General features: G+C 41.1%; 23 protein-coding genes and 1 tRNA gene. 12 read left to right on the top strand and 12 right to left on the bottom strand.

Translation table 11 applies throughout. From position 1 onward, the window contains the following. Window positions 1–79 precede the first annotated feature (79 nt). Both NCWK1_RS04940 and NCWK1_RS04935 read left to right on the top strand, forming a co-directional pair. Window positions 80–1222, top strand: coding sequence for a DUF1822 family protein (locus NCWK1_RS04940; RefSeq protein WP_096580793.1), 1143 nt, complete (start codon window positions 80–82; stop codon window positions 1220–1222). Window positions 1223–1296: 74 nt separating this feature from the next. Beyond that, window positions 1297–1764: a DUF4870 domain-containing protein gene (locus NCWK1_RS04935; RefSeq protein ID WP_096580791.1), complete on the top strand. Its 468-nt coding sequence runs from the start codon at window positions 1297–1299 to the stop codon at window positions 1762–1764. Window positions 1765–1833: 69 nt separating this feature from the next. Here NCWK1_RS04935 and NCWK1_RS04930 read toward each other — a convergent pair whose 3' ends face one another. Continuing rightward, window positions 1834–3441 carry a sensor histidine kinase gene (locus tag NCWK1_RS04930; RefSeq protein WP_103123933.1) on the bottom strand — a complete coding sequence of 536 codons (1608 nt, stop codon included), beginning with the start codon at window positions 3439–3441 and terminating at the stop codon, window positions 1834–1836. A 769-nt stretch (window positions 3442–4210) separates the two neighbouring features. On the opposite strand from NCWK1_RS04930, the gene NCWK1_RS04925 reads away from it, so the two are divergent. The 4 genes from NCWK1_RS04925 to NCWK1_RS04910 all read left to right on the top strand — a co-directional run bounded on the left by NCWK1_RS04925 (window position 4211) and on the right by NCWK1_RS04910 (window position 10413). Continuing rightward, window positions 4211–5320, top strand: coding sequence for a Gfo/Idh/MocA family protein (locus NCWK1_RS04925; protein ID WP_103123932.1), 1110 nt, complete (start codon window positions 4211–4213; stop codon window positions 5318–5320). A gap of 83 nt (window positions 5321–5403) precedes the next feature. Then, entirely contained in the window at window positions 5404–7365 is a 1962-nt protein-coding gene (locus NCWK1_RS04920; protein WP_103123931.1) for a CHASE3 domain-containing protein, read from the top strand. 276 nt (window positions 7366–7641) lie between these two features. After that, window positions 7642–8100 carry a response regulator gene (locus NCWK1_RS04915; RefSeq protein WP_096580783.1) on the top strand — a complete coding sequence of 153 codons (459 nt, stop codon included), beginning with the start codon at window positions 7642–7644 and terminating at the stop codon, window positions 8098–8100. 21 nt (window positions 8101–8121) lie between these two features. Further along, window positions 8122–10413 (top strand): hybrid sensor histidine kinase/response regulator, encoded by a 2292-nt coding sequence (locus NCWK1_RS04910; protein ID WP_103123930.1) that lies wholly within the window; start codon window positions 8122–8124, stop codon window positions 10411–10413. A gap of 56 nt (window positions 10414–10469) precedes the next feature. Here the strand turns inward: NCWK1_RS04910 and NCWK1_RS04905 are convergent, their stop codons facing one another. After that, window positions 10470–11039 (bottom strand): retropepsin-like aspartic protease family protein, encoded by a 570-nt coding sequence (locus NCWK1_RS04905; protein ID WP_103123929.1) that lies wholly within the window; start codon window positions 11037–11039, stop codon window positions 10470–10472. A gap of 245 nt (window positions 11040–11284) precedes the next feature. Beyond that, window positions 11285–12067 (bottom strand): nucleoside phosphorylase, encoded by a 783-nt coding sequence (locus NCWK1_RS04900; protein WP_103123928.1) that lies wholly within the window; start codon window positions 12065–12067, stop codon window positions 11285–11287. Window positions 12068–12111: 44 nt separating this feature from the next. On the opposite strand from NCWK1_RS04900, the gene NCWK1_RS04895 reads away from it, so the two are divergent. Together NCWK1_RS04895 and NCWK1_RS04890 are read left to right on the top strand one after the other, a co-directional pair. Next, window positions 12112–12402, top strand: a complete 291-nt coding sequence (locus tag NCWK1_RS04895; RefSeq protein ID WP_103123927.1) for a nucleotidyltransferase family protein — start codon at window positions 12112–12114, stop codon at window positions 12400–12402. Further along, entirely contained in the window at window positions 12399–12701 is a 303-nt protein-coding gene (locus tag NCWK1_RS04890; protein WP_245894822.1) for a HepT-like ribonuclease domain-containing protein, read from the top strand. Before NCWK1_RS04895 ends, NCWK1_RS04890 begins: the two co-directional genes overlap by 4 nt. Before the next feature lie 194 nt (window positions 12702–12895). Here NCWK1_RS04890 and NCWK1_RS04885 read toward each other — a convergent pair whose 3' ends face one another. The 9 genes from NCWK1_RS04885 to NCWK1_RS04845 all read right to left on the bottom strand — a co-directional run bounded on the left by NCWK1_RS04885 (window position 12896) and on the right by NCWK1_RS04845 (window position 21702). After that, entirely contained in the window at window positions 12896–13816 is a 921-nt protein-coding gene (locus NCWK1_RS04885) for an NAD(+) kinase (RefSeq protein WP_096580773.1), read from the bottom strand. Window positions 13817–13822: 6 nt separating this feature from the next. After that, window positions 13823–14128, bottom strand: coding sequence for an NADH-quinone oxidoreductase subunit NuoK (gene nuoK, locus NCWK1_RS04880; protein WP_006199065.1), 306 nt, complete (start codon window positions 14126–14128; stop codon window positions 13823–13825). Window positions 14129–14291: 163 nt separating this feature from the next. Then, a complete protein-coding gene (locus NCWK1_RS04875) occupies window positions 14292–14891 on the bottom strand; it encodes an NADH-quinone oxidoreductase subunit J (protein ID WP_096580770.1) in 600 nt (199 codons plus the stop codon). An 88-nt stretch (window positions 14892–14979) separates the two neighbouring features. Further along, a complete protein-coding gene (gene ndhI, locus NCWK1_RS04870; protein ID WP_096580768.1) occupies window positions 14980–15555 on the bottom strand; it encodes an NAD(P)H-quinone oxidoreductase subunit I in 576 nt (191 codons plus the stop codon). 95 nt (window positions 15556–15650) lie between these two features. Continuing rightward, on the bottom strand, window positions 15651–16769 hold the full coding sequence (gene nuoH, locus NCWK1_RS04865; RefSeq protein ID WP_096580766.1) for an NADH-quinone oxidoreductase subunit NuoH: 1119 nt from the start codon (window positions 16767–16769) through the stop codon (window positions 15651–15653). A gap of 459 nt (window positions 16770–17228) precedes the next feature. Next, a complete protein-coding gene (locus tag NCWK1_RS04860; protein ID WP_096580764.1) occupies window positions 17229–18365 on the bottom strand; it encodes a citrate synthase in 1137 nt (378 codons plus the stop codon). A 112-nt stretch (window positions 18366–18477) separates the two neighbouring features. After that, entirely contained in the window at window positions 18478–18972 is a 495-nt protein-coding gene (sixA, locus tag NCWK1_RS04855; protein WP_103123926.1) for a phosphohistidine phosphatase SixA, read from the bottom strand. Window positions 18973–19401: 429 nt separating this feature from the next. Then, window positions 19402–20688 (bottom strand): DHH family phosphoesterase, encoded by a 1287-nt coding sequence (locus tag NCWK1_RS04850; protein WP_103123925.1) that lies wholly within the window; start codon window positions 20686–20688, stop codon window positions 19402–19404. A gap of 516 nt (window positions 20689–21204) precedes the next feature. Beyond that, window positions 21205–21702, bottom strand: coding sequence for an HNH endonuclease (locus tag NCWK1_RS04845; protein WP_015115127.1), 498 nt, complete (start codon window positions 21700–21702; stop codon window positions 21205–21207). A gap of 383 nt (window positions 21703–22085) precedes the next feature. Here NCWK1_RS04845 and alr point away from each other — a divergent pair, with 383 nt between their 5' ends. From alr to NCWK1_RS04820, 4 genes are all read left to right on the top strand, one after another. Next, on the top strand, window positions 22086–23273 hold the full coding sequence (gene alr / locus NCWK1_RS04840) for an alanine racemase (RefSeq protein WP_103123924.1): 1188 nt from the start codon (window positions 22086–22088) through the stop codon (window positions 23271–23273). A gap of 110 nt (window positions 23274–23383) precedes the next feature. Further along, window positions 23384–23465: transfer RNA gene (locus tag NCWK1_RS04835), tRNA-Leu, on the top strand. A 520-nt stretch (window positions 23466–23985) separates the two neighbouring features. Then, window positions 23986–24975, top strand: a complete 990-nt coding sequence (locus NCWK1_RS04825) for a PAS domain-containing protein (RefSeq protein WP_103123923.1) — start codon at window positions 23986–23988, stop codon at window positions 24973–24975. After that, the coding region (locus NCWK1_RS04820; protein WP_245894843.1) for a sensor histidine kinase at window positions 24953–25777 on the top strand (825 nt) is incomplete at its 3' end. The genes NCWK1_RS04825 and NCWK1_RS04820, both read left to right, overlap by 23 nt.

Genomic DNA, 25777 nt, shown 5'->3' with positions numbered 1-25777 from the left:
ATTTTGTAGCCTGTGCGGGGAAGAGATTGTTTCCCTGGTAGCGCCAAAACTAGCCAAACCATTCCCCGGAGAAACCGCCATGACTTTTACTTTAACCAATTCCACAGACTTAATTTTAGAGATTCCCGAATTCAGCCAACGCAGTCAAGCTTTTTCTCATCCTAGTGCTGATTATCAAGCCTATTTAAATGAACTTTGCCTGAATGCTGTCTTACCTTGGTTACAGGAGGACTTTACACCACAGGCAAAGGTTTGGCCAAATACCACTGCATTATCCAGTTTTTGGGAACTGGTGAATGGAACTCCTATTACAGTAGATGCAATGAGATTTATCTTAGTTCCCAGTGAAAGTATCGATTTGAGTGAGTTGCGCGTACCACAAGAATGGGTAGATTTACCAAGTTGGTTGGGTGATTATTATTTAGCTGTGCAAGTAGAACCAGATGCAGGCTATGTCAGAGTTTGGGGTTATTGCACTCATGCCCAACTCAAGCATAAAGGAAATTATGATCCAGGCGATCGCACTTACTCTTTAGATGCGACTGAGATAATTACTGATATTAGTGTCTTAGCGGTAGCGCGAGAATTTTGTCCAGCAGAACCGACACGCAGCACTGTTACAGCAATTCCCACCCTACCACAAGCCCAAGCGCACAACTTAATTGACCGCCTCGCTAACACCGAAGTCATCACCCCGCGGTTAGCAATTCCCTTTCAACTGTGGGGTGGGTTAATTGAACATAGCGGTTGGCGACAAAATCTTTATGAAAAACGCATCGGATTACCAGAACAGCGTTCAGTTTTACAATGGTTGCAAAGTGGCGTATCGCAACTTGCAGAAACTATTGGTTGGGAACGCTGGAATTTAGAATTAAGTGCAGCGTCGCGGAGTGTAGGCGATAGACAAACTGAGGTGAATATATCACGACGGCTGGCGATCGCTGGACAATTCTACGAACTCACAATTACACCCCAAGGCGAACCAGACTCACCCTACTGGCGGTTTGAATTGCGTAACGCCATAGTTGGCGCAGCTATTCCCGGCGGTTTTAAAATCCGACTCCTCACAGAAGACTTACAACCTTTCCCCAACAACGAAGATATAGCCACAACCGCTGTTGAACAACTCTATGTAGAAGTCGCCTTAGAACCAGGCGAAGGTATCGTCTGGGAAGTAGAACCTTTACCCGAAAATTATGAGCGAGAAATACTCAAATTTTAAACTTTTGTCCTGCTAGTTTAAAGGTAGTGTGGTAGATATCAATTTTATTTATCCACAGCCTTAATTAACAAGCCATGAGAAAACAAGTCCAAAAACAAATGCGTACATGGGCGATGTTATGTCATATTTCGGCTTTAGTAGCATGGCTATTGTTATTTGGATTAGTCTTTCTGGGTATTCCTTTGTATTTACCGCTGAATATTTTATTACCCTTAGTAATTTGGCGGCTAAAAAAATCTCAATATCCTTGGATTGACTTTCAAGGTAGAGAATCTTTAAACTTTCAAATCTCACTAACTTTGTATACTTTAATTATAATTATTTTTTCTTTGTTACTGGTACTGGGTAGCTGTGGTATTGCCATCACAACTAATGGTGCAGTTAACGAAATTAAATCGGTTTTAGATGGTTTGCTTTTAGTCTGGACATTTTTAATTTTTGGGTTACTTTTTTTACAATCTTTTCTTGTCACTTTTGCTGCCATCAAAGCATATCATGGAGAACATTATCGTTATCCTTTGACAATGCGAATTTTGCGCTGAGAGTTAGTTGATAGGACTTACCCAGTTAATCTAAAATCTAAAATCCAAAATCTAAAATTGATTGACTACTTATTTTGTCTGCTTTATCGGAATTTCAATCACAAATTCTGTCCCTTCTCCTGGAGATGAAATACAGTTAATTTTGCCGTGATGCTTATCTACTATAATCTGGTAACTAATAGATAACCCTAAACCTGTACCTTTGCCTACAGGTTTAGTAGTAAAAAATGGGTCAAATAATCTATTTTTATATTCCTCACTTATACCTAAACCGTTATCTTTAATGCTAATTATTAAAGATTCTGCATTTTTCACTTGAGTCTGAATTGTAATGCAACTAGCATTTCGTTCCTTTGCTTGTTTTAAATCTTTTACTTCCTTCTCGCGTAAAGCATCAATAGCATTTCCAATAATATTCATAAATACCTGATTTAATCCTCCTGCATAACATTCAACAACAGGTGAATTACTACAATATTCTTTAATAATTTTGATTTCTTTCTGTTCCGGCTTACCTTTTAGCTGATGTTGTAAAATTATCAAAGTACTGTCAATTCCTTCATGAATATCAACAGGTTTCATGTCAGCTTCATCAAGACGTGAAAAGTTACGCAAGATAATTATAATCTCACGGATACGATCAGCACCGAGTGTCATTGAAGATACGATTTTAGGCAGATCCTCAAGAATAAATTCTAAATCTATTTCCTTTATTACAGTAGTTATTTTTGAGTTATTATGAGAATATTCTTGTTGATATAATTTAATTAAGTCTATTAATTTCTGAGTATATTCCTTCGCATATATTAAATTGCCATAAATAAAATTAACCGGATTATTAATTTCATGAGCAACACCAGCTACTAGTTGACCAAGTGAAGACATTTTTTCAGTTTGAATCAGTTGTACCTGAGTGTTTTTTAGTTCTTGTAATGTCTGTTCTAATTGAATATTTTTCTGATTTAATGTTTCTGTTCTTGCTGCAACTTTTGTTTCTAAAATCCAATTAGTTTCTTCTAAAGCAACTTGAGCATTTTTTTTCACTTTTAAGTATTCTCGCAATAAATTAAGTACCAAAAGCCATGCAGGAATTAGCAATAATAAACTTATAATAGAAGCTAAAATTGCCCAAAATATTTTTTGGCGATATTTGGCGACTTGTTGTTGTAACTCAAGTGATATATTCTGCTTTCTTTTAATAACGCCATCAGCATAAATCTGTTTTTGCGTCTCATATTTGCGGCTAGACAATAGTTGTTGTGCTGCTTGTTGTTTATTCTTTTTGACTAAATCAAAAGATTGATATTCCATTTTAACTAACTGCTGATTAGCAACATCAATTTTTTCAGCATCCTTGCTGTTATATGCTTGAGGCGCTAGTTTAATCGATTCTTGAATAGCATTATCAAGTTTTACTTCAAATTGACGATAGCGTTTTTCCCACATCAAGTTACCTGTAGCAGCATTCATCCGTGCTGACATGGTTAATACTTCATCAAGATAAATAATTTCATCGCTCAATTTCTGTAATCTAAATTCATTTTTAGTCAGATTGTTGAAATTATAATACGCTTGCCAATTAAGCCAAATTTGAGGAATAAATAAGAGTAATGTTAATAGTACTGTGATGGCTACTAGTTGCGAAGGCGTAACTCTTAGTTTTTGAGGTGTATACATTAGTTTACCTGCAATATTTTAACCTAGAATTTTTTTTGGTATTTAATTACTTAAAACTAGTAATATTATTACTAGCTAATAGTTTAACTATATCAATATTTATTATCCAGAAGTTTTAAAAAAATCTTCTAATTTTTATATATAAAAATAGAAACTTTACTTTTTATAAAGTTTCAGTAATATTACCAACATTAGAAAATCAACTACTATCTAAAAACAGACTTTAATTTATGAAAAGCTAATATATCTCTTAAATTTTTACAAGTTAATCTCTTAAGGTTCAAAAATCAACATCTACAGTAATTTTATGACTATTATTCCTAGAGACGTTTGCATCCATTAAGATTTATCATAAAGAACATTGCCGCTAACGCTGGAAAAAATGAATTACAATATTGAATACCAAGCAAGATTATGGGCTATGTCATGTCATCTTGCAGCGCTTATCAGGCTACCAATTTGCTTAATAAACGCAGTATTTTTTAATATCCCTGTTTATATTCCCCTGATAAATATTTTATTACCTTTGTTTATTTGAAAAAGGCAAAAAATCCGATATTTTTGGGTAGACACTTAGGGCAAATAATCATTTATTTTTCAAACATCTCTGCCTCTATATATAGTTATTTACATTATTATTATTTTACTAATAGCTCTCAGTTTTGGAATTAATTTCAGCCAAATTCCAGCAGTCAGGACTATAGCCAGATGGAAATTTAGTAGATAATAGATCTATTGTTAAATTTAATTTCGCTGGGCAGAATTAACCATGAATCAGAATGTAATTGGTGTGGCTGTAGTCGGTACTGGATTTGGTCAAAAAGTGCATATTCCTGGGTTTAATGCCCATCCCAGAACTGAGGTGGTTGCTGTTTATCATCGGGATATTCATCAAGCTCAAGCCATTGCCAATGCTCATAATATTCCTCATGCTTGTAATAGTGTTGCAGATATTGTCAAACTCCCAAAAGTACAAGCAGTTAGTATATCAACACCACCATTTCTACACTATGAAATGGCAAAAACTGTGCTACAAGCAGGCAAACATTTATTATTAGAAAAACCGACAACTTTAAATGCAGACGAAGCCAAGGAGTTATATAATTTAGCAACAGTAAATAAGGTAACGGCGGTTGTTGATTTTGAATTTCGCTTTGTCCCAGGATGGCAATTATTTGCAGAATTATTAACATCAGGTTATGTCGGCAACAAACGCTTAATTAAAATTGATTGGTTTGGTTCTTCTCGCGCTGATACTTCCCGCCCTTGGAATTGGTATTCTTCTCAAGAAAAAGGTGGTGGTGCATTAGGTTCGTTGGGTTCCCACGCCTTTGATTATATTTATTGGTTATTTGGGTCAGTCCGCCGATTAAGCGCTTATTTAAGTACAGCTATCCCCAATCGGATTGACCCTAGCAATGGTCAACTCAAACCAGTGGAGACGGATGATAACTGTTTGTTATCCCTAGAATTAGCTGATGGAACACCTTGTCAACTGAATATTAGTGCGGTGGTTCATGCACCGAGAACCCATTGGGTTGAAGTGTATGGCGATCGCGGTACTTTAGTATTAGGCAGCGAAAATCAAAAAGACTACATCCACGGTTTTCGCGTTTGGGGTTCTCAAGTAGGACAACCTTTAGCAGAAATTGAAATCCCACAGCAGTTAATGTTTACCCAAAACTTCACTGATGGCCGCATTTCTGCATTCATTAGGGTAGTAGACCAATGGTTGCAAGGAATTGACCAACAGCAGTCCATAGTTCCATCCTTGCGAGAAGGTGTTTATTCGCAATTGTTGATGGATTTATCTCATCAATCCCATCAAACAAGCAGTTGGGTTGATGTTCCTAGTTTGGATACTTATTTGGAAAATTGAGACTAGGGAAGTAACACTTTTAGGTAGATCGCACCTACGCCCACACTATGCTAATTTTCAGACAGAGCTATTAGCATAGTGTTATGCTGCTGCAAATTGCTAAGTCTATTTTCCGCCGTCGGCTAACAAGTGCGATCGCTTTTCCCAGCGTTCTGTTATTGTCATTTTCTGGGGTTTCCCTGTGGCAAGTCAACCGCCTACTTTCAGCATTGGAATGGGTAGATCATACAGATCAGGTCATTGCTCAGGCTTACCGCACCCATAAACTACTATTAGATGAGCAGACAGGCTCTCGCGGTTATATCCTCACAGGAAAGCCAGAATTTCTCGAACCTTATCAAGAAGCCAAGCCAATCACTGGCGCTGCTTTTCTAGAATTAAAACATTTAGTTGCAGATAATCCTCCCCAAGTTCAACGTGTGCAGCAATTAGAGGTGAATTATCAAGAATGGAATCGTCTCATCTCGCAAGCAGTGAAACGTCGTCAGCAAGGAAATGTTGAACCTTTAACAGCTTTTGAGGTGCGTAAGCAGCAGATGGATGCAATGCGCCAGCAAATCGCGGCTTTTATTACTACAGAAGAACAATTACGTAACAAACGCAGCCGGACTGCGCGTCATACCGCGCAACAAGTCAGGGCAACTAGCATTATTTTGGCATTGTTAATTGGGCTAATTCTTGCTTATTACATCCGACAACAAATTTTCAAGGTATCGCAAACTTATGAACAGGCCATGAAAACTGCGATTGAGCAAACTAAAAATGCTCAACTTTCGGCTCAACGCTTGGCTGATTTGCATCAAATTGACCGCGCCATTTTATCGGCTCAACCTGATGCGACAATTATTAGGGATGGTTTGTCAAGGTTGCGTCAACTGATAAATTGCCAACAAGCATTTTCTATTTTGTTTAATTTTGAGGACAATACAGCCGCGGTGCTTGCAGCTAATGGTGATGGTGAATTACAGCTAGTTGAAGGTAGTATCTGGCCAATTACCGATTTTACGCCTGTGGAAGTTCTTCAGACTACCCACATTTTTTCAGTAGAGAACCAGCATCCGCCAATTGTCAAAAAATTACTAGCTACTGGATTAAATAGTTGCTTAATTATCCCCATGCAGGTGGAAGATAGTGTGATTGGTGAAATCATTTTAGCTAAAGCTGACGCAACAACCTTTAGTAGTGAAATTGTCGAAATTGCCAGTGAAGTTTCCGCACAATTAGCGATCGCCATTCAACAATCTCAACTCCGCCAACAACTCCAAAATTATGCCACAGAATTAGAGCAGCGAGTATCACAACGTACTGCCCAACTCCAAGAAGTTAATCAGGATTTAGAAGCTTTTAACTACTCCGTTTCTCACGATTTACGCGCTCCTCTACGGACTATGCAAGGTTTTGCTCAAGCTTTACTAGAAGATTACAGCAACCAACTAGATTCTTTTGGTCAAAGCTATCTCAACTATATTGCTGAGGGAGCGCTGCAAATGGATACCTTAATTACTGACTTGCTCAGTTACAGTCGTCTAGGTCGTATCCAAATTCCCATTCAACCTGTGGACTTAAATACTGTAGTTAGAGAAGCGCTGAAACAATTAGACGCGCAAATCAAGGAACACCAAGCTCAAATTATTATTGACCATGCTTTACCACAGGTCATGGCACATCGCTCTACCCTTGTGCAAGTCCTAACCAATTTATTGAACAACGCCATCAAGTTTGTCAAACCTGATGATTTACCTATCGTGCATATCTGCTTTGAGGAATATATTCAGGAAAATATTACTTGGATCAAGTTGTCTGTTGTTGATCATGGCATTGGGATTGCACCAGAACATCAAGAGCGAATTTTTCGGGTGTTTGAACGACTCCACGGTGTAGAAATCTATCCCGGTACAGGTATTGGATTGGCGATCGTGCGGAAAGCCTTAGAACGCATGAGTGGCTTGTGTGGAGTTCAATCCCAACTAGGTACAGGTAGTCGCTTCTGGATTGCTCTACCGAAAGCTGACAAGCTCCCAGATCTACCTGTGGAGTCAATCTAAAATCCAAAATTATTTGACCGCCAACACACCAAAGATAGTTAATGACTATCTCAGTAGAGGATTTTTTTGATGTAACTTCGATAACCCCTGCGGTAGAAGACAAAAACTCAAAAATTGCTCAGGATAATAATTAGGTAGTTTTTGGATGTTCTATCAACACACACATCAGTTGATGAAGTTAAAAAGGAGTTATATGAGAAATCAACTAACAGTAAAGTTTAAATTAATACAGATAAATGACTTTAGGTTTAATTTGTCAAAAGTGACAACATCCCCATGAATACTTTATCTATAGGGGAAACAATCTTATTAGTAGAAGACAATCCCCATGATATTTTGCTGGTGCAAAGAGCATTTCGCAAAGCTGGCATTACTAACCCACTACAAGTAGTTAACAATGGCGATGCAGCTGTACTTTACCTTGCGGGAGAAGCTGCTTATAGCGATCGCCAGCTTTATCCATTACCTGCCTTAATTATGCTTGATTTAAAACTGCCGCGTCGTTCTGGCGCTGAAGTTTTGATGTGGTTAAGGCAACAACCAGTTCTCAAACGTTTGCCAGTTGTCGTTTTGACTGCTTCTCAAGAATATACAGATGTGAATCGTCTGTATGATTTAGGTGCAAATGCTTACATGGTTAAACCTGTGGCTTTTGATGATTTAGTGGAAATTGTCAGGATTATTAACCAACATTGGATGGTTTTTAACCAAAAACCAGAACTTGGTACTTCTTAAATAAATTAATTATTAAGTTCGATGTTACGCATTCTCCTAATTGATGATAATCCCCATGATCGCTTGCTGGCAATTCATGCCTTAGAGCGAGAGTTTGTTGACTTGAAAATCCAGCAAATTGCTCGTCCGCAAGAGCTTGAGCAAGCATTGTCAGCGGGAGAATTTGACTTAGTAATTACTGACTACGAATTGCGCTGGAGTAACGGTATAGAAGTACTTCGCAATATTAAAAGCCGCTATCCCGAAATCCCTGTGGTGATGTTTACTAACAGTGGCTCACAAGAAATTGCCGTGGAGGCGATGAAATCTGGTTTAGATGATTATGTAATCAAGTCTCCTAGTCATTATATGCGTTTACCTGTGGCGGTGCGTTTGGCACTCAAGCAAGCCACAACACAAAATCAAATCACAGGGTTAGAAACGCGGTTTCAAACTTTACTCAATCAACTGAAAGTGGGAGTTTACCGCATTACTGCCGATGGTATTGTCCTAGATACTAACGCTGCATTTTTACAACTGTTGGGTCTAGATTCTTTAACAGAAATTCCCCTAAATCAAACCTGGGAGTCTTATTTTGCATCAGAAGATGATGCTCGACTTTGGCAACAACTACGAACAGATGCAGGAATGCGGGAGCGTGAATTACTCTTGCATCGCCTTGATGGTAGGGAAATTTGGGTACGGATTAGTCAAACTTTTACGAATAACGGCGATACAACAATTATTGATGGCATTATTGAAGACATTACTGAGCGCAAATATGCCGAAAAAGCACTCCAGGAAAGTGAAGCCAGATTCAGATGGATATTTGAATCAAATGTCATTGGGATTTGTTTTTGGGATAGTGATGGCAATATTACAGCCGCTAATGATGCTTATTTACAGCTAGTAGGTTACACACGCGCAGACATGAAAACAAGAGGTTTGCGTTGGACAGATATCTCCGAGTCTGAATACAACGAGCAAGATTTACGGATTATTGAAGAATTGAAACAGTGTGGGATTTCAACTCCTGTAGAAAAGTATTACATTCACAAAGCAGGTTATCGTGTTCCTATTCTCATCGGTTGTGCTTTTCGAGAAGGTTCTCAAACTGATGGTTTTACCTTTGTCGTTGACTTAACAGAACGTAAGCAAGCAGAACAAGAGCGAGAACAACTTTTGCAACGAGAACAGACAGCACGCCAAACAGCCGAAGCGGCGAACCGCATCAAAGATGAATTTCTCGCTATTTTATCTCATGAGTTGCGATCGCCTCTGAATCCGATTTTAGGTTGGTCTAAGTTACTCACCACCCACAAATTAAGCGAAGCCAAAATATCGGAAGCTTTGGCAACTATTGAGCGCAATGCTAAGTTACAAGCACAATTGATAGAAGACTTATTAGATATATCCCAAATTCTCCGGGGTAAACTCAGCCTCAATATTGCCTCTGTAAATTTGCAATCGGTTATTTCGGCAGCGTTGGAAACTGTACAGTTAGCAGCCCAAGCTAAAGCAATTGAAATTCAAACTACCTTAGCACCAGATGTTGGTGCTGTTTTGGGAGATCCTGTACGTTTGCAACAAGTAGTGTGGAATTTGCTGTCTAATGCTGTGAAGTTTACCTCTTCTGGTGGTCGTGTAGAAGTCCGCTTAGAGGAAGTTGGCAGACAAGCGCAAATTCAAGTCATTGATACAGGACAAGGAATTAGCCCAGAGTTTTTACCATTTGTATTTGATTATTTCCGCCAAGCCGATAGTCAAACTACTAGAAGATTTGGTGGTTTGGGATTAGGACTGGCAATTGTCAAACATCTGGTAGAGTTACATGGTGGTGCAGTTTGGGCAGCCAGTCCAGGGGAAGGGCAAGGAGCTATCTTTACTGTGAGGATACCCTTAATTCAAAGTCAGACTCAGCTATCTCAAAGTACTGAACAGTCTGATATTTACCAAGAGTTAACAGGTATTCGCATCTTAGTTGTAGATGATGAAGTAGATTCGCGGGAAGTGGTGGCTTTTATGCTCAAAGAATGTGGCGCAGAAGTCATCGCCGTCCCATCGGCGGAGGAAGCACTCTCGGCTTTTACCCAATTACAACCAGATGTCCTCGTCTTTGATATTGGAATGCCTGATGTTGATGGTTATATGCTCATACGGCAAATTAGAAGTCTGCCGCCAGAAAAAGGCGGGCAAGTTCCGGCGATCGCTCTCACAGCTTATGCGGGAGAATTAAACAAGCAACAAGCTCTATTAGCTGGTTTTCAACTGCACTCATCCAAGCCGATTGAGCCAACTGAGTTAGTGAAGCTGATTACTCAACTTGTTAAATAATCTCTAATTCTACAAGCTTACTGAGCGCAGTCGAAGTACGCCTCCTTACCTAATGTTTAACGCGTATGAAATTCTACGGCTGTTTGTAAAATTTTAATGTCATAATTGCCGAAGAAATCGTGACCAAGTAAGCCAATACCCGCTTTAGATGCGATCGCTACTTCTACATTATTGGCGACAATGCCACCCGCAGCCATAGACTTTATTTTACCTGTAGGAAATTGTACTTGGTTACCATCGGCCGTTTGAGCATTGAGCGTACCTGTAGGCTTGATTTGCAATGAATTCGCCATTGCTTGAGTAATCAAAGTTCCATTCGCACCTGTATCGACAACCATCTCAAAGGTTTTTTGGTTATTAAAGGTGACATCAATTACTGGAGTTCTCCCAAAGTGGCGTTTAATCGGTACGCGAAAAACTCTGCCTTCGGAAGTGGTCTTAGCTCTATTTGTCTCGTTGCAAAGCTTTGTTAACTCTACAGTCATCCCGGAAGAAGTCACCATAAAACACGCGCTCGTATCTTCAGCTATTGCTCGGTGTGCGAATGCTGAAAATATCAGCGCTGGCATTACTGCAATCAACGCTAAGTTAATATGAGTAATTCCCCGCTGCAATGCACAGTTCATTGGATGTCATTCTCCGATTTTCTATAAATACGAAAAATAAATTTTTCATGAAAAAATTAATATTAATTTAATTGTTTCCTTGATTCCACTTATTTCTAAATATTTTTCTGACAAACAAGTTATTTTTCAGGATTTATCCATCTGTAAAACGCGAAATTTGCACCTGATAAATCTATATTATCTAGATTAAGGAAACGCTAGTTTAAAGATTAAGTAAAGACTCAATGAAACTACTGAGGTCAGATTTAAAGCGAGGGAAAATAATTCATTACTGCATGGATAGCGGTGGTGATCGCATTTTTCACAGCAACCTCTTTCTGTTCTAAAACTACCTTTTCATCCACAGTACGTTGCGCCACTACACCGCAAACAGCCGCCGCCGCAAACTTATACACTCCTGCCATTTTGAACAGTGTGCCACATTCCATTTCATAGTTCAAAATATTCAACCGCCGATATTCTTCCGTGATACCACGGAGCGATCGCCTTAAATCCGGGTTTGCTGAATTAGTACGTTCCTGTCCTTCATAAAAAGTATCAACAGAAGCGGTAATTCCTAAATAATGCTCAAACCCTAATTCTTGTGCAGCCTTGACTAAAGCCACCGTCAAAAATGGATCAGCTGCGGCCGGATACTCCACAGGTGCAATGTCATTAGCTGCACCTTGTCGACATAAAGCGGCACTACTAATGACAATACTGCCAACTGGTATGTGAGGTTGAATTGAGCCACAAGTCCCGATGCGAATAATTTGCCGGATTCCCACCTGCACTAATTCATTCACCACAATACTTAAAGAAGGCGCACCCATCCCACTAGTTGCAGATAAGATGGGGCGATTATTGGGTAAGTATCCGAGATAACTATCAAGTCCGCGATTTTCCGACAACAAACGCACATCTTGTAAATAATTTTGGGCAATGAGACGGGCGCGATCGCGATCGCCCGATAATAAAGCAATCGTGGGAGGCGATGTGCCTAAATCCTCTTGCCCAAAACCAATGTGATACAAGCGTTTATTTGTCATACTAATTTCAAAAGGAAGTTATTACAATCATTTGCGGTTAGACGATGGGTATTGATGAAATTCTTCAAGCTTACCGAGAAGAAATTTTGCAAATTGCGGCTAAGTACGGGGCGTATAATGTGCGGGTATTTGGTTCCGTTGCTAGGGGGGAGGCCAGATCTGATAGTGATGTAGATTTTTTGCTAGAAATTGAACCGCAAAGAACTTTGTTAGACCAAATTGCTTTGATACAATCCTTGGAAGAATTGTTAGGGCGTAAAGTGGATGTGGCAGAGCCTGAAACTCTACATGAGTTGATTAGAGATAAAGTATTGCGGGAAGCTGTGGTGTTATGAGAGATGACAGGCTTTACTTAAGCAACGTTTTAGAATGTATCCAGCGCATCGAATCTTATACCCAGGACGGTAAAGAGACATTTTTACAAACCACGATAATTCAAGATGCGGTGATTAGAAATTTTGAAATTATTGGGGAAGCTACCAAGCGGTTATCTCCTGAAATCAGAGCAGCTTATTCAGATGTACCTTGGCAGCAAATAGCTGGTTTTAGAGATGTATTGATTCATGATTATTTAAAAGTAAACTTAAACCGAGTTTGGGGCGTGATTGAGCAAGTTTACCCGAACTTAAGGTAACTGTTGAGTCGATTTTACAAGAATTAGAGGACTTGTAAGACTCGTTTCAATTGTGCTGGTATGGAATTAGCGTCATAAGGACAAAAAACCCCCGAATTTTTTCAGGGGCTGTAAGTTACAAAAATAACTGAGGTAGAAGAAAACATCTATTATCCATTACGGAGAGTTACACCCAGACTACTTGGGAGTGTCAATCAATTACGATGATTGTTACTGTAGCGAACCCTTGTACCTGCCCAGAGTAACTTCTCGCGCAGTGTTTGATAATAGGAATTGTTTTCGCGTAAAACAATAAACTTAGCTCGACAGTCAGCCATCCGCACATCAACGCGATGTCCCGGCCAAATTGAAGTAGATAACACCCCATCCATCCACAATTTGGTACTCAAATCATAATCGCCCAAAGGCCAAATACTCACCACCACTCCAGGCGGTAAAACCAAAGGACGGCTAGAAAGGCTCATGGGACAAATGGGAGTAATGGTGACGGCTTCCATACCATCGTGCATGATGGGGCCACTTGCCGAAACTGTGTAACCAGTGGAACCTGTAGGAGTAGAAATAATCAACCCGTCCCCCACATATTGATCAACTACTTCACCATCAATTTCCATTTCTAGAATAGAGGTGATCATGCGATCGGCAGAAGCGGGTTTGACACAAAATTCATTTAATGAAAGGTAGCGTTCAGTTACTGGTTCTAAGTTTGTGCGATGACCTTCATACACTGCGGCTTGCAGCATCATCCGCCGTTGGATAGCATAGCGATCTTCAAACAACCGATCCCAAACCTTTTCCGTATCTTGAAATTCATCTACAGACTCGGTTAAAAAGCCCAGATGACCACCCACATTCACACCGAGAATGGGGATACCAGCTGGGGCTAAATGTCTGGCACTGGTTAAAACAGTACCATCACCACCGAGTACCAAAGCCATATCAATTGGTTGACCAGAAGATGCCAAAAACACCGGGTAAGGGTTATCTTTTGGCCCACTAGGCCCCATTAATACATGGCAATCGCGATTTTCTAGTTGCTTGGCACAAATTTCTGCCCAGCGTTTACTTTGAGAATCTCGCGCCTTATAAGCAATGATTACCTGCTTGAGTTGCACGCAAAATTACCACTTCAGGAGATTAAACTGCTCCATATCGACGGTATCGCGGTTGCGATAAATGGCCAAAACGATCGCCAAACCTACCGCCGCTTCGGCAGCAGCCACAGTAATGACAAATACGGTAAACACTTGGCCTTTAATTAATGTTGAGTCAAGAAAGTTGGAAAATGCCATTAAATTCAAATTAACAGCATTTAGCAGTAACTCAATTGACATCAGTACCCGCACAGCATTACGACTGGTAATTAAACCATAAATGCCGATACAAAACAAAGCGGCAGCTAGTAATAAAAAGTACTGAAGTTGCATGAATCCTAGTATTCCTTCTCTAATATGCTGGACAAGGCAAAAGGTAAAAGGTAAAAGTAAAAAGTTAAAAGGCAAAATTAAGAAAAAGAAAATGGTTTATTCGCAAGAGTTTATCGCAGTCTCACCCATATCTTTTTACTTTTCACTTTTTACTTTTTACTTTCTAGTCTTGGGTTTCTCGACCTGCTGACACCAATTCTCTGGGGCGTTCTGGCAAAGTCAGAATAGTGGAAGGTGTCACTTGATCTGGCAGATACTCACGACGTGCCAAAATAATTGCTCCTACCATTGCCATCAGCAACAAAATAGAAGCTAGTTCAAAAGGTAATAGAAAGTCGGTGAAGAAATGCTCACCAATGAGAATTATTGAACTTTCGCCAGCCACAGGAGTAGTTGAGTATGCCCAAGGTGTTGCCAAAACCATTGCGCTCAACAGTCCAAACAGCCCAATGCTGACTAAACCTGTGAGTACTTTTCGCACTCCAGCACTAGGAAATGGTGCAAAATCTTGGCGCTTGTTGACCAACATAATGGCAAACAAAATTAATACGTTGACCGCCCCAACATAAATCAGCACTTGGGCTGCGGCTACAAAGTCAGCATTCAGTAGCAAATACATTCCCGCTATGCTGATAAATACGCCTCCCAGCATAAAAGCAGAATAAACAATGCTGGAAGACAGGACTACGCTCAGTGCTGCACCAATCATCATTACAGCTAATATGCCAAAAGAAACAATCTGTACACCTTCCGCTAGATTCACTTTTTTTGTCCTCGGTCAATGGTTATTAGTCATTAGTCATTAGTCATTGGTCATTAGTAAAGGACAAAGAACAAATGACTTATGACATTTATTTTTCTACAAGGTCTTCAGGACGTGCGCCAGCACGAGGTGCATCTGCTGGTAAATCGTGGGGTTCAAGTACACCTTTGGGGAGATAAACGAGTTCGCGTAGTGGTGTCACCATTGGGTCATCAGTGACTTTGTAAGGTAGACGACCTAGAGCCACGCTGTCATAGTTCAAGTCATGGCGATCGTAGGTGGAAAGTTCGTATTCTTCTGTCATGGATAGACAGTTGGTGGGGCAGTATTCCACACAGTTACCACAGAAGATACAAACCCCAAAGTCGATACTGTAGTGTTTGAGCTTTTTCTTTTTGCTACCTTTGTCAAATTCCCAATCAACTACAGGTAAGTTAATGGGACATACACGCACACACACTTCGCAGGCGATACATTTATCAAATTCATAGTGAATCCTACCGCGAAACCGTTCTCCAGGAATCAGTTTTTCGTAAGGGTACTGTACGGTAATTGGTCGCCGACGCATGTGGTCGAAGGTGACGGATAGCCCTTCACCGATGTAACGACCAGCTTGTATTGCTTCTTTGCCGTAATCAACAACTTGCTTCAGGAACTTTAGCATTGTGTTTCACTCTCTCTTTCAATTTTGGATTTTGGATTTTGGATTTTAGATTTTAGATTCAATCGAAAATCTAAAATCGTAAATCTAAAATTGGACTATCCACCAAAGGCGACGGGAAAAGCTAATTTCAGGGCGGCGGTTAATAAGAGATTAACCAAACCCACTGGTAACAAAAACTTCCATCCCAAATCTAAGAGTTGGTCAATGCGTACCCGTGGTACTGTCCAGCGCAACAGGATGGCGATAAACACTAGTAAGTAGGCTTTGATTACGGTCATTGTAATTCCCAAACCCGCTGTGACTACTTGTAATACGGGATTAGCTTCACTAATGCCTAGTAAACTAGCGATGGTGTTTAGAGGAATAGGAAAATCCCAACCGCCTAAATATAAAACTGATACCAATAAGGCAGAAAGCACTAAGTTAACGTAAGAACTGAGATAGAACAGAGCAAATTTCATGCCTGAGTACTCAGTTTGATAACCTGCTACTAGTTCTTCTTCCGCTTCGGGTAAGTCGAAGGGTAAGCGTTCGCATTCTGCTAAAGCGGCAATCCAAAAGATGAGAAAGCCGACTGGTTGTCGCCAGATATTCCAACCAAGAATGCCGTAACCAGATTGCTGATTGACGATATCAATGGTACTGAGGCTGTTAGACATCATAGCGATCGCCAGTACACTCAGAGCCAGGGGAATTTCATAGCTAATTGACTGCGCTGCTGCCCGTAACCCTCCTAGGAGAGAGTATTTGTTATTGGATGCGTAGCCAGCCATTAACAAGCCTATTGGCTGAATGCTGGACAAGGCAATCCACAAAAAGACCCCCATACTCACGTCTGTAATGACAAGATTCTGTCCAAAAGGCACAATTAAATAAGACAGAAATACTGGCAATACAACAATGATTGGGCCAAGAGTAAACAACCAAGGGTCAGCTTTACCTGGTACAATGTCCTCTTTAAACACCAGCTTTAAACCATCTGCGACCGGAGCCAGTAAGCCAAAAGCCCCAATAAATTCAGGGCCGATCCGCTGTTGTGCTGCTGCTGAAATCTTCCGTTCCAGCCATACACACACCAATACACCTACTGTTGCCCCAATCAGCATCAGGATCATTGGCAGCGGCATCCAAAGTGCTTTGGCCGTGCCTGCTGGTAGTCCTAAATCCATCACGGATTTAATAAACGTTCCTTGAAGGTCAATTCCTGAGTTCATGTTTCCGCTCTTTAAGTCAGTTGAAGTGTGAAGTGTGAAGTGTGAAGTATGAAGTATGAAGTATTTTATACTTCAATCTTTAGCCTTCAGCCTTCAGCCTTTCTGAGATGACTCCTGATTGAAGATTTGTTGCTATATTCCCATGCCTAGTATATCGTTGCATGGTTTTCAGTCCCTGTAGCTATACAAGAACTTCTGCTTATAGGTAGGATTGAGATTCGCTATGGGGGATGAAAAAGTCAAAAGTAAAAAGTTAAAAGGCAAAAAATTTTGATATTTTTACTTTTGCCTTTTAGCTTTTGACTTCTAGCCCCCAGCACAAGCAAGCATCAAAAAACTGCCGCTTCCATGCTGGCAACGGTTATTTGCTGCTTATAGGATTTCTGATTCCCTGAATTGGGGGTTGATGCTGATATTTTTAGTTGCAGGTAGGTGCTATTTTAATGGTTAAGCTGCCAGTTAACGTTGTTCAAGCGGTGTATAAGGAGCTTCGTGTTTACCGTTGTAGACTTGGGTGGGACGGAAAATCCGGTTTTCTGCTAGTTGTTCTTTCCAGTGAGCTAACCAACCAGCCACACGGGCGATCGCAAATATTGGTGTAAACAAGTCTGTGGGAATACCCATCTTTCTGTACACCAAACCAGAGTAAAAGTCAACATTAGGATAAATCCCTTTATGACCAAGTTTTTCCTCAACTACCCGTTCCATTTCTTGGGCAATGTCGTAGTATTTATCCCCGCCAAACTTGTCAAATAATTGCTCTGCAAGGTCTTGTAAAATGATGGCGCGTGGGTCTTTAACTTTGTAGACGCGATGCCCAAAGCCCATCAATTTTTGTTTGTTTTGCAGGCGCTCTTCAACATAGGGACGAACGTTTTCTACCGAGCCGATTTCTTCCAACATCTGAATTACTTCTTCGTTGGCTCCTCCGTGCAGCGGGCCACCCAAGGTTCCCACAGCACTAGCAACTACAGCATAAGGGTCAGTTAAGGTAGAGGCTGTTACTCTAGCACTAAAAGTCGAAGCATTCATTGTATGCTCAACGTGCAGAATTAAGCAGATGTCAAAGATTTTTGCCGCCAAAGCATCCGGTTCTTTCTCGTTGAGCATGTAGAGAAAATTGGCGGAATAATCTAGATCATCACGCGGCTTTACGGGGTCATTACCCTTACGCATCAACTGGAATGCTGCCACCATTGTGGGGATAGTTGCTATCAAGCGCACAACTGAATCCCGAATGTAGGCGGGGTTATGTAAATCTCGCAGAGAATAAAATAAGCCTAAAGCTGCCGCCGAGGCTTGCAAAGCATCCATTGGATGACCACTTTCCGGGAAGCATTTCATCATGTCCCGAATGCGGTATTTAATCCGCCTGTGGAAGCGAACTTCTTCCTCAAATGCTTGGAGTTCTTCTTTACTTGGCAATTCACCCCAGATGAGGAGATAAGCAGTTTCGAGAAAGGTACTTTTGGCTGCTAATTCCTCAATCCGAATGCCACGATATTCTAGTATTCCCTTCTGCCCATCTACGTAACTGATACTCGATTGAGCTGCGGGAATGCCTTCTAAACCAGGCTTGTATTCACACACCATCATGGCAACACCATTTACTTTGTGAAATATTCGATCACGCTAACTTACCAGAAATTATTTTTGCCATAACAGTAGTCGTTCTCACAACAATTCTTCGAGAAGAATTGAAAAACTGTTATAGCAAGTATTTGGGGGGTGTCAACCAGAACATTTGACTACGACCCACAACAGAGTCTGCTTCTGGTAGTTTTACTCCGATCATACCTGCTTTTTTCAGGACTAAACAGCCTTTGATTTCTCCCCAAAGTAGAATTTCTGCCCAACTACTCAAATCAGGCTCATGGCCTACCAAGGCCAGGCGGGTATTTGAAGAATAATTTTTGGATTCTAACCAGTAAACCAACCAACTAGAAAGATGACCTCCAGGCGCAAGATGAGTAGATTCTTCTAACTGCGAACTGAGTCCGGTGGCGATGAGAATTTCTGCTGTTTGATGGGCGCGGACTAAAGGACTAGTGACAATCAAATCAAATTTAAAATTCAGGTGAAGGAGACGCTGGGCAACTTTCTCGGTTTTTTGCCTTCCTTCTTTGGTAAGTTCGCGCTCTTCATCTTTGATACCAGCTTGCTTTTCTTGCGCGATGCCATGTCGAATCAGATACAATTCCACAATAATAGCCCTGAGTGCTGAGTTAGGATTTACGCCTGATGTTATTTAAGATATCCTAATTATTCTCGAATACTACCAGTGCATCTCATTAGCTATCTTGCCAGAACGGACAGCGATGAGCGATCGCACTACATACACCACTCACACTACTCGAATCTCTCTTTCAAAAAATCTTGTTTAGGACGGCACATTTCATCTTGAGGAAATCGTAATTCCACAACTCTTTGCGCCTAACCTACGGGAAGCCGCTACCGCGTCTATGCGTGAGATTTAAAATTCTTGTTTTCTCACGTTCATATAAGAATTCTTAGGTAGATTTTTATAATTCACAAATTTAGATTGATATAGTAAATAAACAGCCAAGAAATAAATTTCTGGCTGCCAATTTAAATTCAGTTAAACTTTATCCTTTGCCTTCAATCGCCAGATTTACTCTGACTGAATCGGGTTATCTTTAGGATTAACTAACCTCAGTAATTTCTGCTTAATCTGAGCGTCAAAAACTTCCCATTTCATCTTGGCATAAGCAGGATTTTCGTTACTACCTGAGAGAAAACCCATTGGAATTTCAAAACCACCAGCGCTGGTTCTACCACCGCCAAAAAAGCGTCCGGTGCTGTCTTGACCAAAGGCTTCTTTGATGAATTCATCGGGGTCGAGGGTGAGTTTGGTGGTTCTGAGAGAACCGATAACTACTTCTAGTTCGTCGTCTTCATCGTGAACAATACCGTAAACTACTGCGGTGTGAACATTTTCTTCTGTGACTAAGAAATCAGCTGCTTGGGGAATAGCATCGCGGTCGTCGTAGCGCAGATAACCAACACCAGCGATTGAAAAGTTATTCTGTACTATACGATTTTTGAGCGATCGCTCAATTACATCCATCACCCGCTTTGAACGGTTCGCTTGAAGAATCGCGTTCAATAATTGAGCGTCATAAAATCGACTCAGGTAAGCAGCCGCCATAAAATCTTCTTCTTGCGCTTGCATCAGTCGATTTGTATCCGATCGCAAGCCGTGCATCAAGGCTGTGGCACATTTAACGTGGTGGCTAATGCTGCTGTCTAAAGCCAGTAACCCAGATTGTAGATACTGGGTAAAAATCGTTGCTGTTGCTCGTACATAAGGACGGACATCGACAAACTCTGATTTGAGTTCTGTCTGTAAGCTGTGATGGTCAACCACTGCTATTAAGGGCATTCCAGCCTGTTGTACTGGGGTTAATAACTGACTGGTGGTTCCTTGATTGTCAATTAATACAAAGCCTTGATAACAAGACAAATCTTTGGATTTAACATTTTGTGGTGTCCAACGCTGGGCTGGTAAATTTGTCAGCTTGACTAAGGCGATATTCTCTTGATGGCTCAAAGTCCCAGCGTAAACAATTTCACATTTAATGTCGTATTGTTGAGCGATTAGCTGGTAAGCCCAAGCACATGAAAGCGCATCAGGGTCAGGAAAATCTTGCAAAATGATTAGCTGGCGCTCATGTCTATGGGCTAATAGGGTCTTTTGCAGTTCCTCGGCTTTTTGAAAAGTTAAGGAATTGTTACGTTGACCGAGATAAACACTCACTCCATCGCTTGTAGAGGCTGGCAAGGATGGCCGATTCAGTGGTAGTTCAACGACTTCTTGGTCTACCTCAGCATCCTCTGGACTCGGCTCTGTGGTCAATGAAAAACTCTCTGACTGCTTCAAGGAAGAATTTAGTTGCATAGAAAACATCTTTGTTAAGTGTGAGGCCTTATTGATTGAGAAAGTTACAACCAGGGTTTTACTGATTTAGCCACACATCTTGATCTTCGCAAAAATATAGAAACCTGGGGATACGTATCTTGGTGTATTTTTTGTCAAGATAACTAGGCAAAATTTTCTCAACTTCTACCCAATTACATATAGCGGCAGAAAATCAATGTTTCGGGTTTATGGTCAAACTTTAATTTTTATTGTCGCTAGACCATTCTCTGAGTTAGAGAGAATTTTGTGAGCAAGTCTAGATTTTTTAAGTTTATGGATATATAATAGGAAACTGTTGAATTATTTAGGCAGATGCCAGCACACTACTCTAACAGCTACTGTTGGGCTATCCCCAGACGCAACTGCAATTCTTTATTAGAATGCAACACCAGTAGTATGTTAGCACCTAACCTATAATTGCTCCTACTCAGACAAAACCATTACCCTGACAAGAGGTTTTTGTGGCTATGTCAAGTTAGGCTGTAATTGTTTGTGTCAAAGACCTATTACATATTTTTGCCACTCTTGATGCAGTCCACTTTTAAGATGCTTACTAACCTCAAAATAGAGGCTACTGTAAGGTTGACGGGGTAAATGACGTAGGAGCATGTGTGCTTCTTGAGGTGTGCGATTGCCTTTTTTCACATTGCAACGGACACAAGCCGTAACTATGTTTTCCCAGCTATCGCCGCCACCACGCGATCGCGGTATGACATGATCTAAAGTCAATTCGTCCCCTGTATAGCCACAATATTGACAAGTGTGTCCGTCGCGGTGCAGAAGGTTTCGACGAGTCAAAGGCATCTCTTTATAGGGAACACGCACATAATGGCGTAAGCGAATCACCGTTGGCAACGGGAAACCCGCGTAAAGTAACCTGCCATTGTGTTCGACTCGTTCTGCCTTGCCTTTGATTAACAAAACCGCAGCGCGTCGCCAGCTAGTAATATTGAGCGGTTCGTAAGAGGCGTTTAAGACTAAAACCTTACCCATTGATTAAAGCTCAAGGTATTAGTTTTACATATATTAACACGATTCTCTTATCCTTGGGAGATGAGAATAAATTATACTTCCGGAATAATTGAATAATTGTTGTATTCAATCAGAAATTTTTGACTAAACGTCTTAATAGTTAGTTCTCACTGCACAATTACAATGAGATAAAGCCAGGGATACCTTAATTTGGCGCTAAATCTGAGGTAAAAAGAAATACTTGTAAATTTTTATTAACTGTAGTTGAAAGTATTTTTCAATACTCAATTCCTTTTCAGAAAAAGTTTTCAATCAACACGGAAGTAGCTTAAATGAGTATGAATATCTAAAAATGAATACATAATTGTGAAAGTTTATTGGTGGTGTGATAGGAGAACAGAAATATGCTAAGTCGTGATCAAGTGACTAGTGTTACATCTCATCAACAGTGCGACACTTATGCGTGGTTTTCCCAGCGTGCTTGGGTAGAAATTGATTTAGATGCGTTGTCGCACAATGTACAGCAACTAAAGCAGTTGTTATCACCACGTACTCAGTTGATGGCGGTAGTCAAAGCTGATGCTTATGGACACGGAGCAGTCACAGTCGCGCAAACAGCATTACAATCGGGAGCGAGTTGGTTAGGAGTCGCCACTGTTCCAGAGGGGATTCAATTACGGGAAGCGGGAATACAAGCGCCAATATTGATTTTAGGCGCAACCCAAACACCAGAGCAAATTCATGCGATCGCTCATTGGAAACTCCAGCCAACATTATGCAGTCCCAAACAAGCTTTAATTTTTTCCAATATTTTAGAAGCAATTAACTACGGTTCCCCTGTACCTGTACATATTAAATTGGATACGGGAATGTCGCGATTAGGGACGAATTGGCAAGAAGCGGCCGAGTTTGTGCAGTTAGTCGAACGCTTACCGCATTTGACAATTGCGAGTGTTTATTCCCACTTAGCCACTGCTGATAGTCCTGATCCAGCAATTATGGCAGAACAGCATAGCAGATTTAAAACTGCGATCGCCCAAATTCAAAAAATCGGCATCAAAATTCCGAGCTTGCACTTAGCAAACACAGCCGCCACTCTCGCAGATTCCCAACTGCACTACGATATGGTAAGAGTGGGTTTAGGCGTTTACGGTCTTGCTCCTGCACCCCATTTAAAACAAAAAATTCACTTAAAACCTGTGTTACAGGTAAAAGCGCGAATCACTCAAGTCAAAACTATCGCCGCTGGTACTGGTGTTAGCTATGGACATCAATTTGTAGCTGACAGAGAAATGCGTATTGCTGTTGTGGCTATTGGCTACGCTGATGGTATCCCACGCAACCTTTCTAATAAGATGCAGGTATTGTTGCGCGGTCAGCGAGTACCTCAAATTGGCGCAATTACAATGGATCAATTGATGATCGATATCAGTATGATTCCTGAGATTCAAGAAGGGGAAATTGTGACTTTATTAGGCGACCAAGGAAAAGAACAAATCACTGCTGATGATTGGGCTGCACAATTAAATACGATTTCTTGGGAAATTTTGTGTGGGTTTAAGCATCGCCTACCGCGTGTGGGAGTTATCTAGTAGTCTTGGAAATGTATGAGGGTGAAGTGTACATAATTAATTATTTAAACTTCATCCTTTTAGTGTTTATATTCCTGGAAGAATATGCTATGCTAGGGTAGTTGACTGATGCGGATGTGGCGGAATTGGCAGACGCGCTAGATTTAGGTTCTAGTTCCGAGAGGAGTGAAGGTTCAAGTCCTTTCATCCGCACTAAGTGTAAAAAAGCTATAAATTAAAGGTTTCAGAGTTCTCATGGACAGTGACACATTATCTGTCATCGGTGACAGATTGTTGTTGTTGTGACAGAGAATTAATCTGCCATAGCTCCATGAATGGACATTGCTTATATACTGTTTGGCGTATTTTTGCTGGATTTATACTGATCCAGGACTGTTTGTTTCAGCGGAGAATTTCGTAAGTTGGCGCGATCGCCTCAATTTATCTAGCCAACTATCTGTCTACAGAAGATTGTCCTAAATTCAGATGTGCGGAACTGATTGGGAGAAAAAATGTTTTGGGCTTTATGGCGTTCGTGGAATAGCGATCGCTGTTGTCTACAGTGAACAGTAGCGGCAAAGGTCGTAAGTGCATCAACTTGGAGAATTATACAAGGGTACAATTGAAGCAACCAGTGGCAAAGTTGAAAAAAGCGCAACATTTAGAGTTAAATTGCCTTTGATAACTGGTGCCGAATTCAAAAATACCTTGCAAGGGTAGAGCAAGCAGTGTCATGCCAGGACAAGAGCCACAAAAGTTTACACTCAAGGACGTTTTGATTACCGAGGAGTTATTCAAACGCGCTCCCCGTAACCCTGACTGGCCCTCACTGAACAAGGCAGTGGAATCGGTAGCAAGGCAGATGGCAGCTAACTCACCTACTCTGCTCCAAAGCATAGTTGATATGGCACTCGATTTATGCAGTGCTGGAAGCGCAGGCATTAATTTACTAGAAACTGCCAATGGGGAAGAAGTTTTTCACACTCATTTGTTAGCAGGAGCATTAGTACAGTACGGAAATGGCACTACAAAGCGTAGCTTGAGCTTCTGTGGTGTCTGTGTTGATTGCGGTAGTCCTCAACTTTTGTCCCATCCTGAACGGTATTTTACTTCTTTACAGGCAGGCAACACGCCCATTGTAGAAGCGTTAGTGTTACCTCTAATTGCCGATAATCATACCATTGGCACAATCTGGGTGATGTCGCACGATATTTCTCGGCATTTTGATTCCCAAGATGTACGGGTAATGACTCTTTTGGCAGACTTTACTACTGCTGCCCTCTTGAAGGAGCGCCAAACGCAAAAATTACAGGCGGCGAATGCGGCTAAGACAGCCCAAATTGTGGAATGCAAACTAACAGAAGAAAGTTTGCGCGCTTTGATCTCGAATCTGCCTGGTGGAGCGGTGTTTGTCGTTGACCAAAATTTGCGCTATCTAGTTGCCGAAGGCGAAGCATTAGCGATCGCCGGATTCCAAAGAGAAGATTTCGTTGGACGCACAATTTTCGAGGTACTACCCTCTGAATTAGCCACGTATTACGAGCCAAGGTACCGTCAAGCTCTGGCAGGTGAGGGGTTTGAACACGAACACAATGCCCACGATCACAGTTATATTTCACGCTTAACGCCACTTCGGGCTGAAAATGGGGAAATTTATGCTGTGCTTGCAATTTCTTATGAAACTTGTACATCGCAACACGCTGAGACTGCTGAAGCTAGTTAATACCCTACTTGACTTCTCCCGTATTGAAGCCGGACGGATGGAAGCAGTTTATGAACCAACCGAGTTGGCAATGTACACAACCGAGTTAGCCAGTGTATTTCGTTCCGCCATTGAACAAGCTGGGCTGCGGCTAGTAGTCGATTGTCCACCTTTAGCTGAGTCTGTATATGTAGACCGCCAAATGTGGGAGAAAATTGTTCTCAACTTGCTTTCCAATGCCTTTAAGTTTACCTTTGAGGGTGAAATTGCCGTTAGGCTGCATTTAGCTGATGATCATCATGTAACGCTACAGGTACAAGATACAGGTGTAGGGATTGAGCCAGAACAACTGCCCTATATTATGAAACGGTTTTATCAAGTGTGCGCGGCAAAAGCCAGAACACATGAAGGTTCGGGAATTGGTCTAGCTTTAGTACATGAATTAATTAAACTGCATGGTGGAACTTTAGATGTAACCAGCACTCCAGAAGTGGGTAGCTGTTTCACCGTCACCATTCCACTAGGCACAGCACACCTGCCAAATGTTAGCGTAGCAGGGGGCGATCGCATTCAAGCCACACGCACCCTAGCATCAACAGCACTCGGTGCAACTCCTTATGTTCAAGAAGCAGAACGGTGGATACCCAAAGAGAGCGTAGGGAGAAGAGAAGCGGGAAAAATTGGGAAGACAGACTCCGAAACCAATTTGGGGAACTCCGAAACCAATTTGGGGAACTCCGAAACCAATTTGGGGAACTCCGAAACCAATTTGGGGAACTCCGAAATCAATTTGGGGAACTCCGAAATCAATTTGAGGAACTCC

The sequence above is a fragment of the Nostoc cycadae WK-1 genome, from assembly GCF_002897135.1.
Taxonomy (GTDB): domain Bacteria; phylum Cyanobacteriota; class Cyanobacteriia; order Cyanobacteriales; family Nostocaceae; genus Nostoc_B.
The sequence above is the reverse complement of the archived record's forward strand: the minus strand, read 5'-3'. Positions and strand labels throughout refer to the sequence as shown.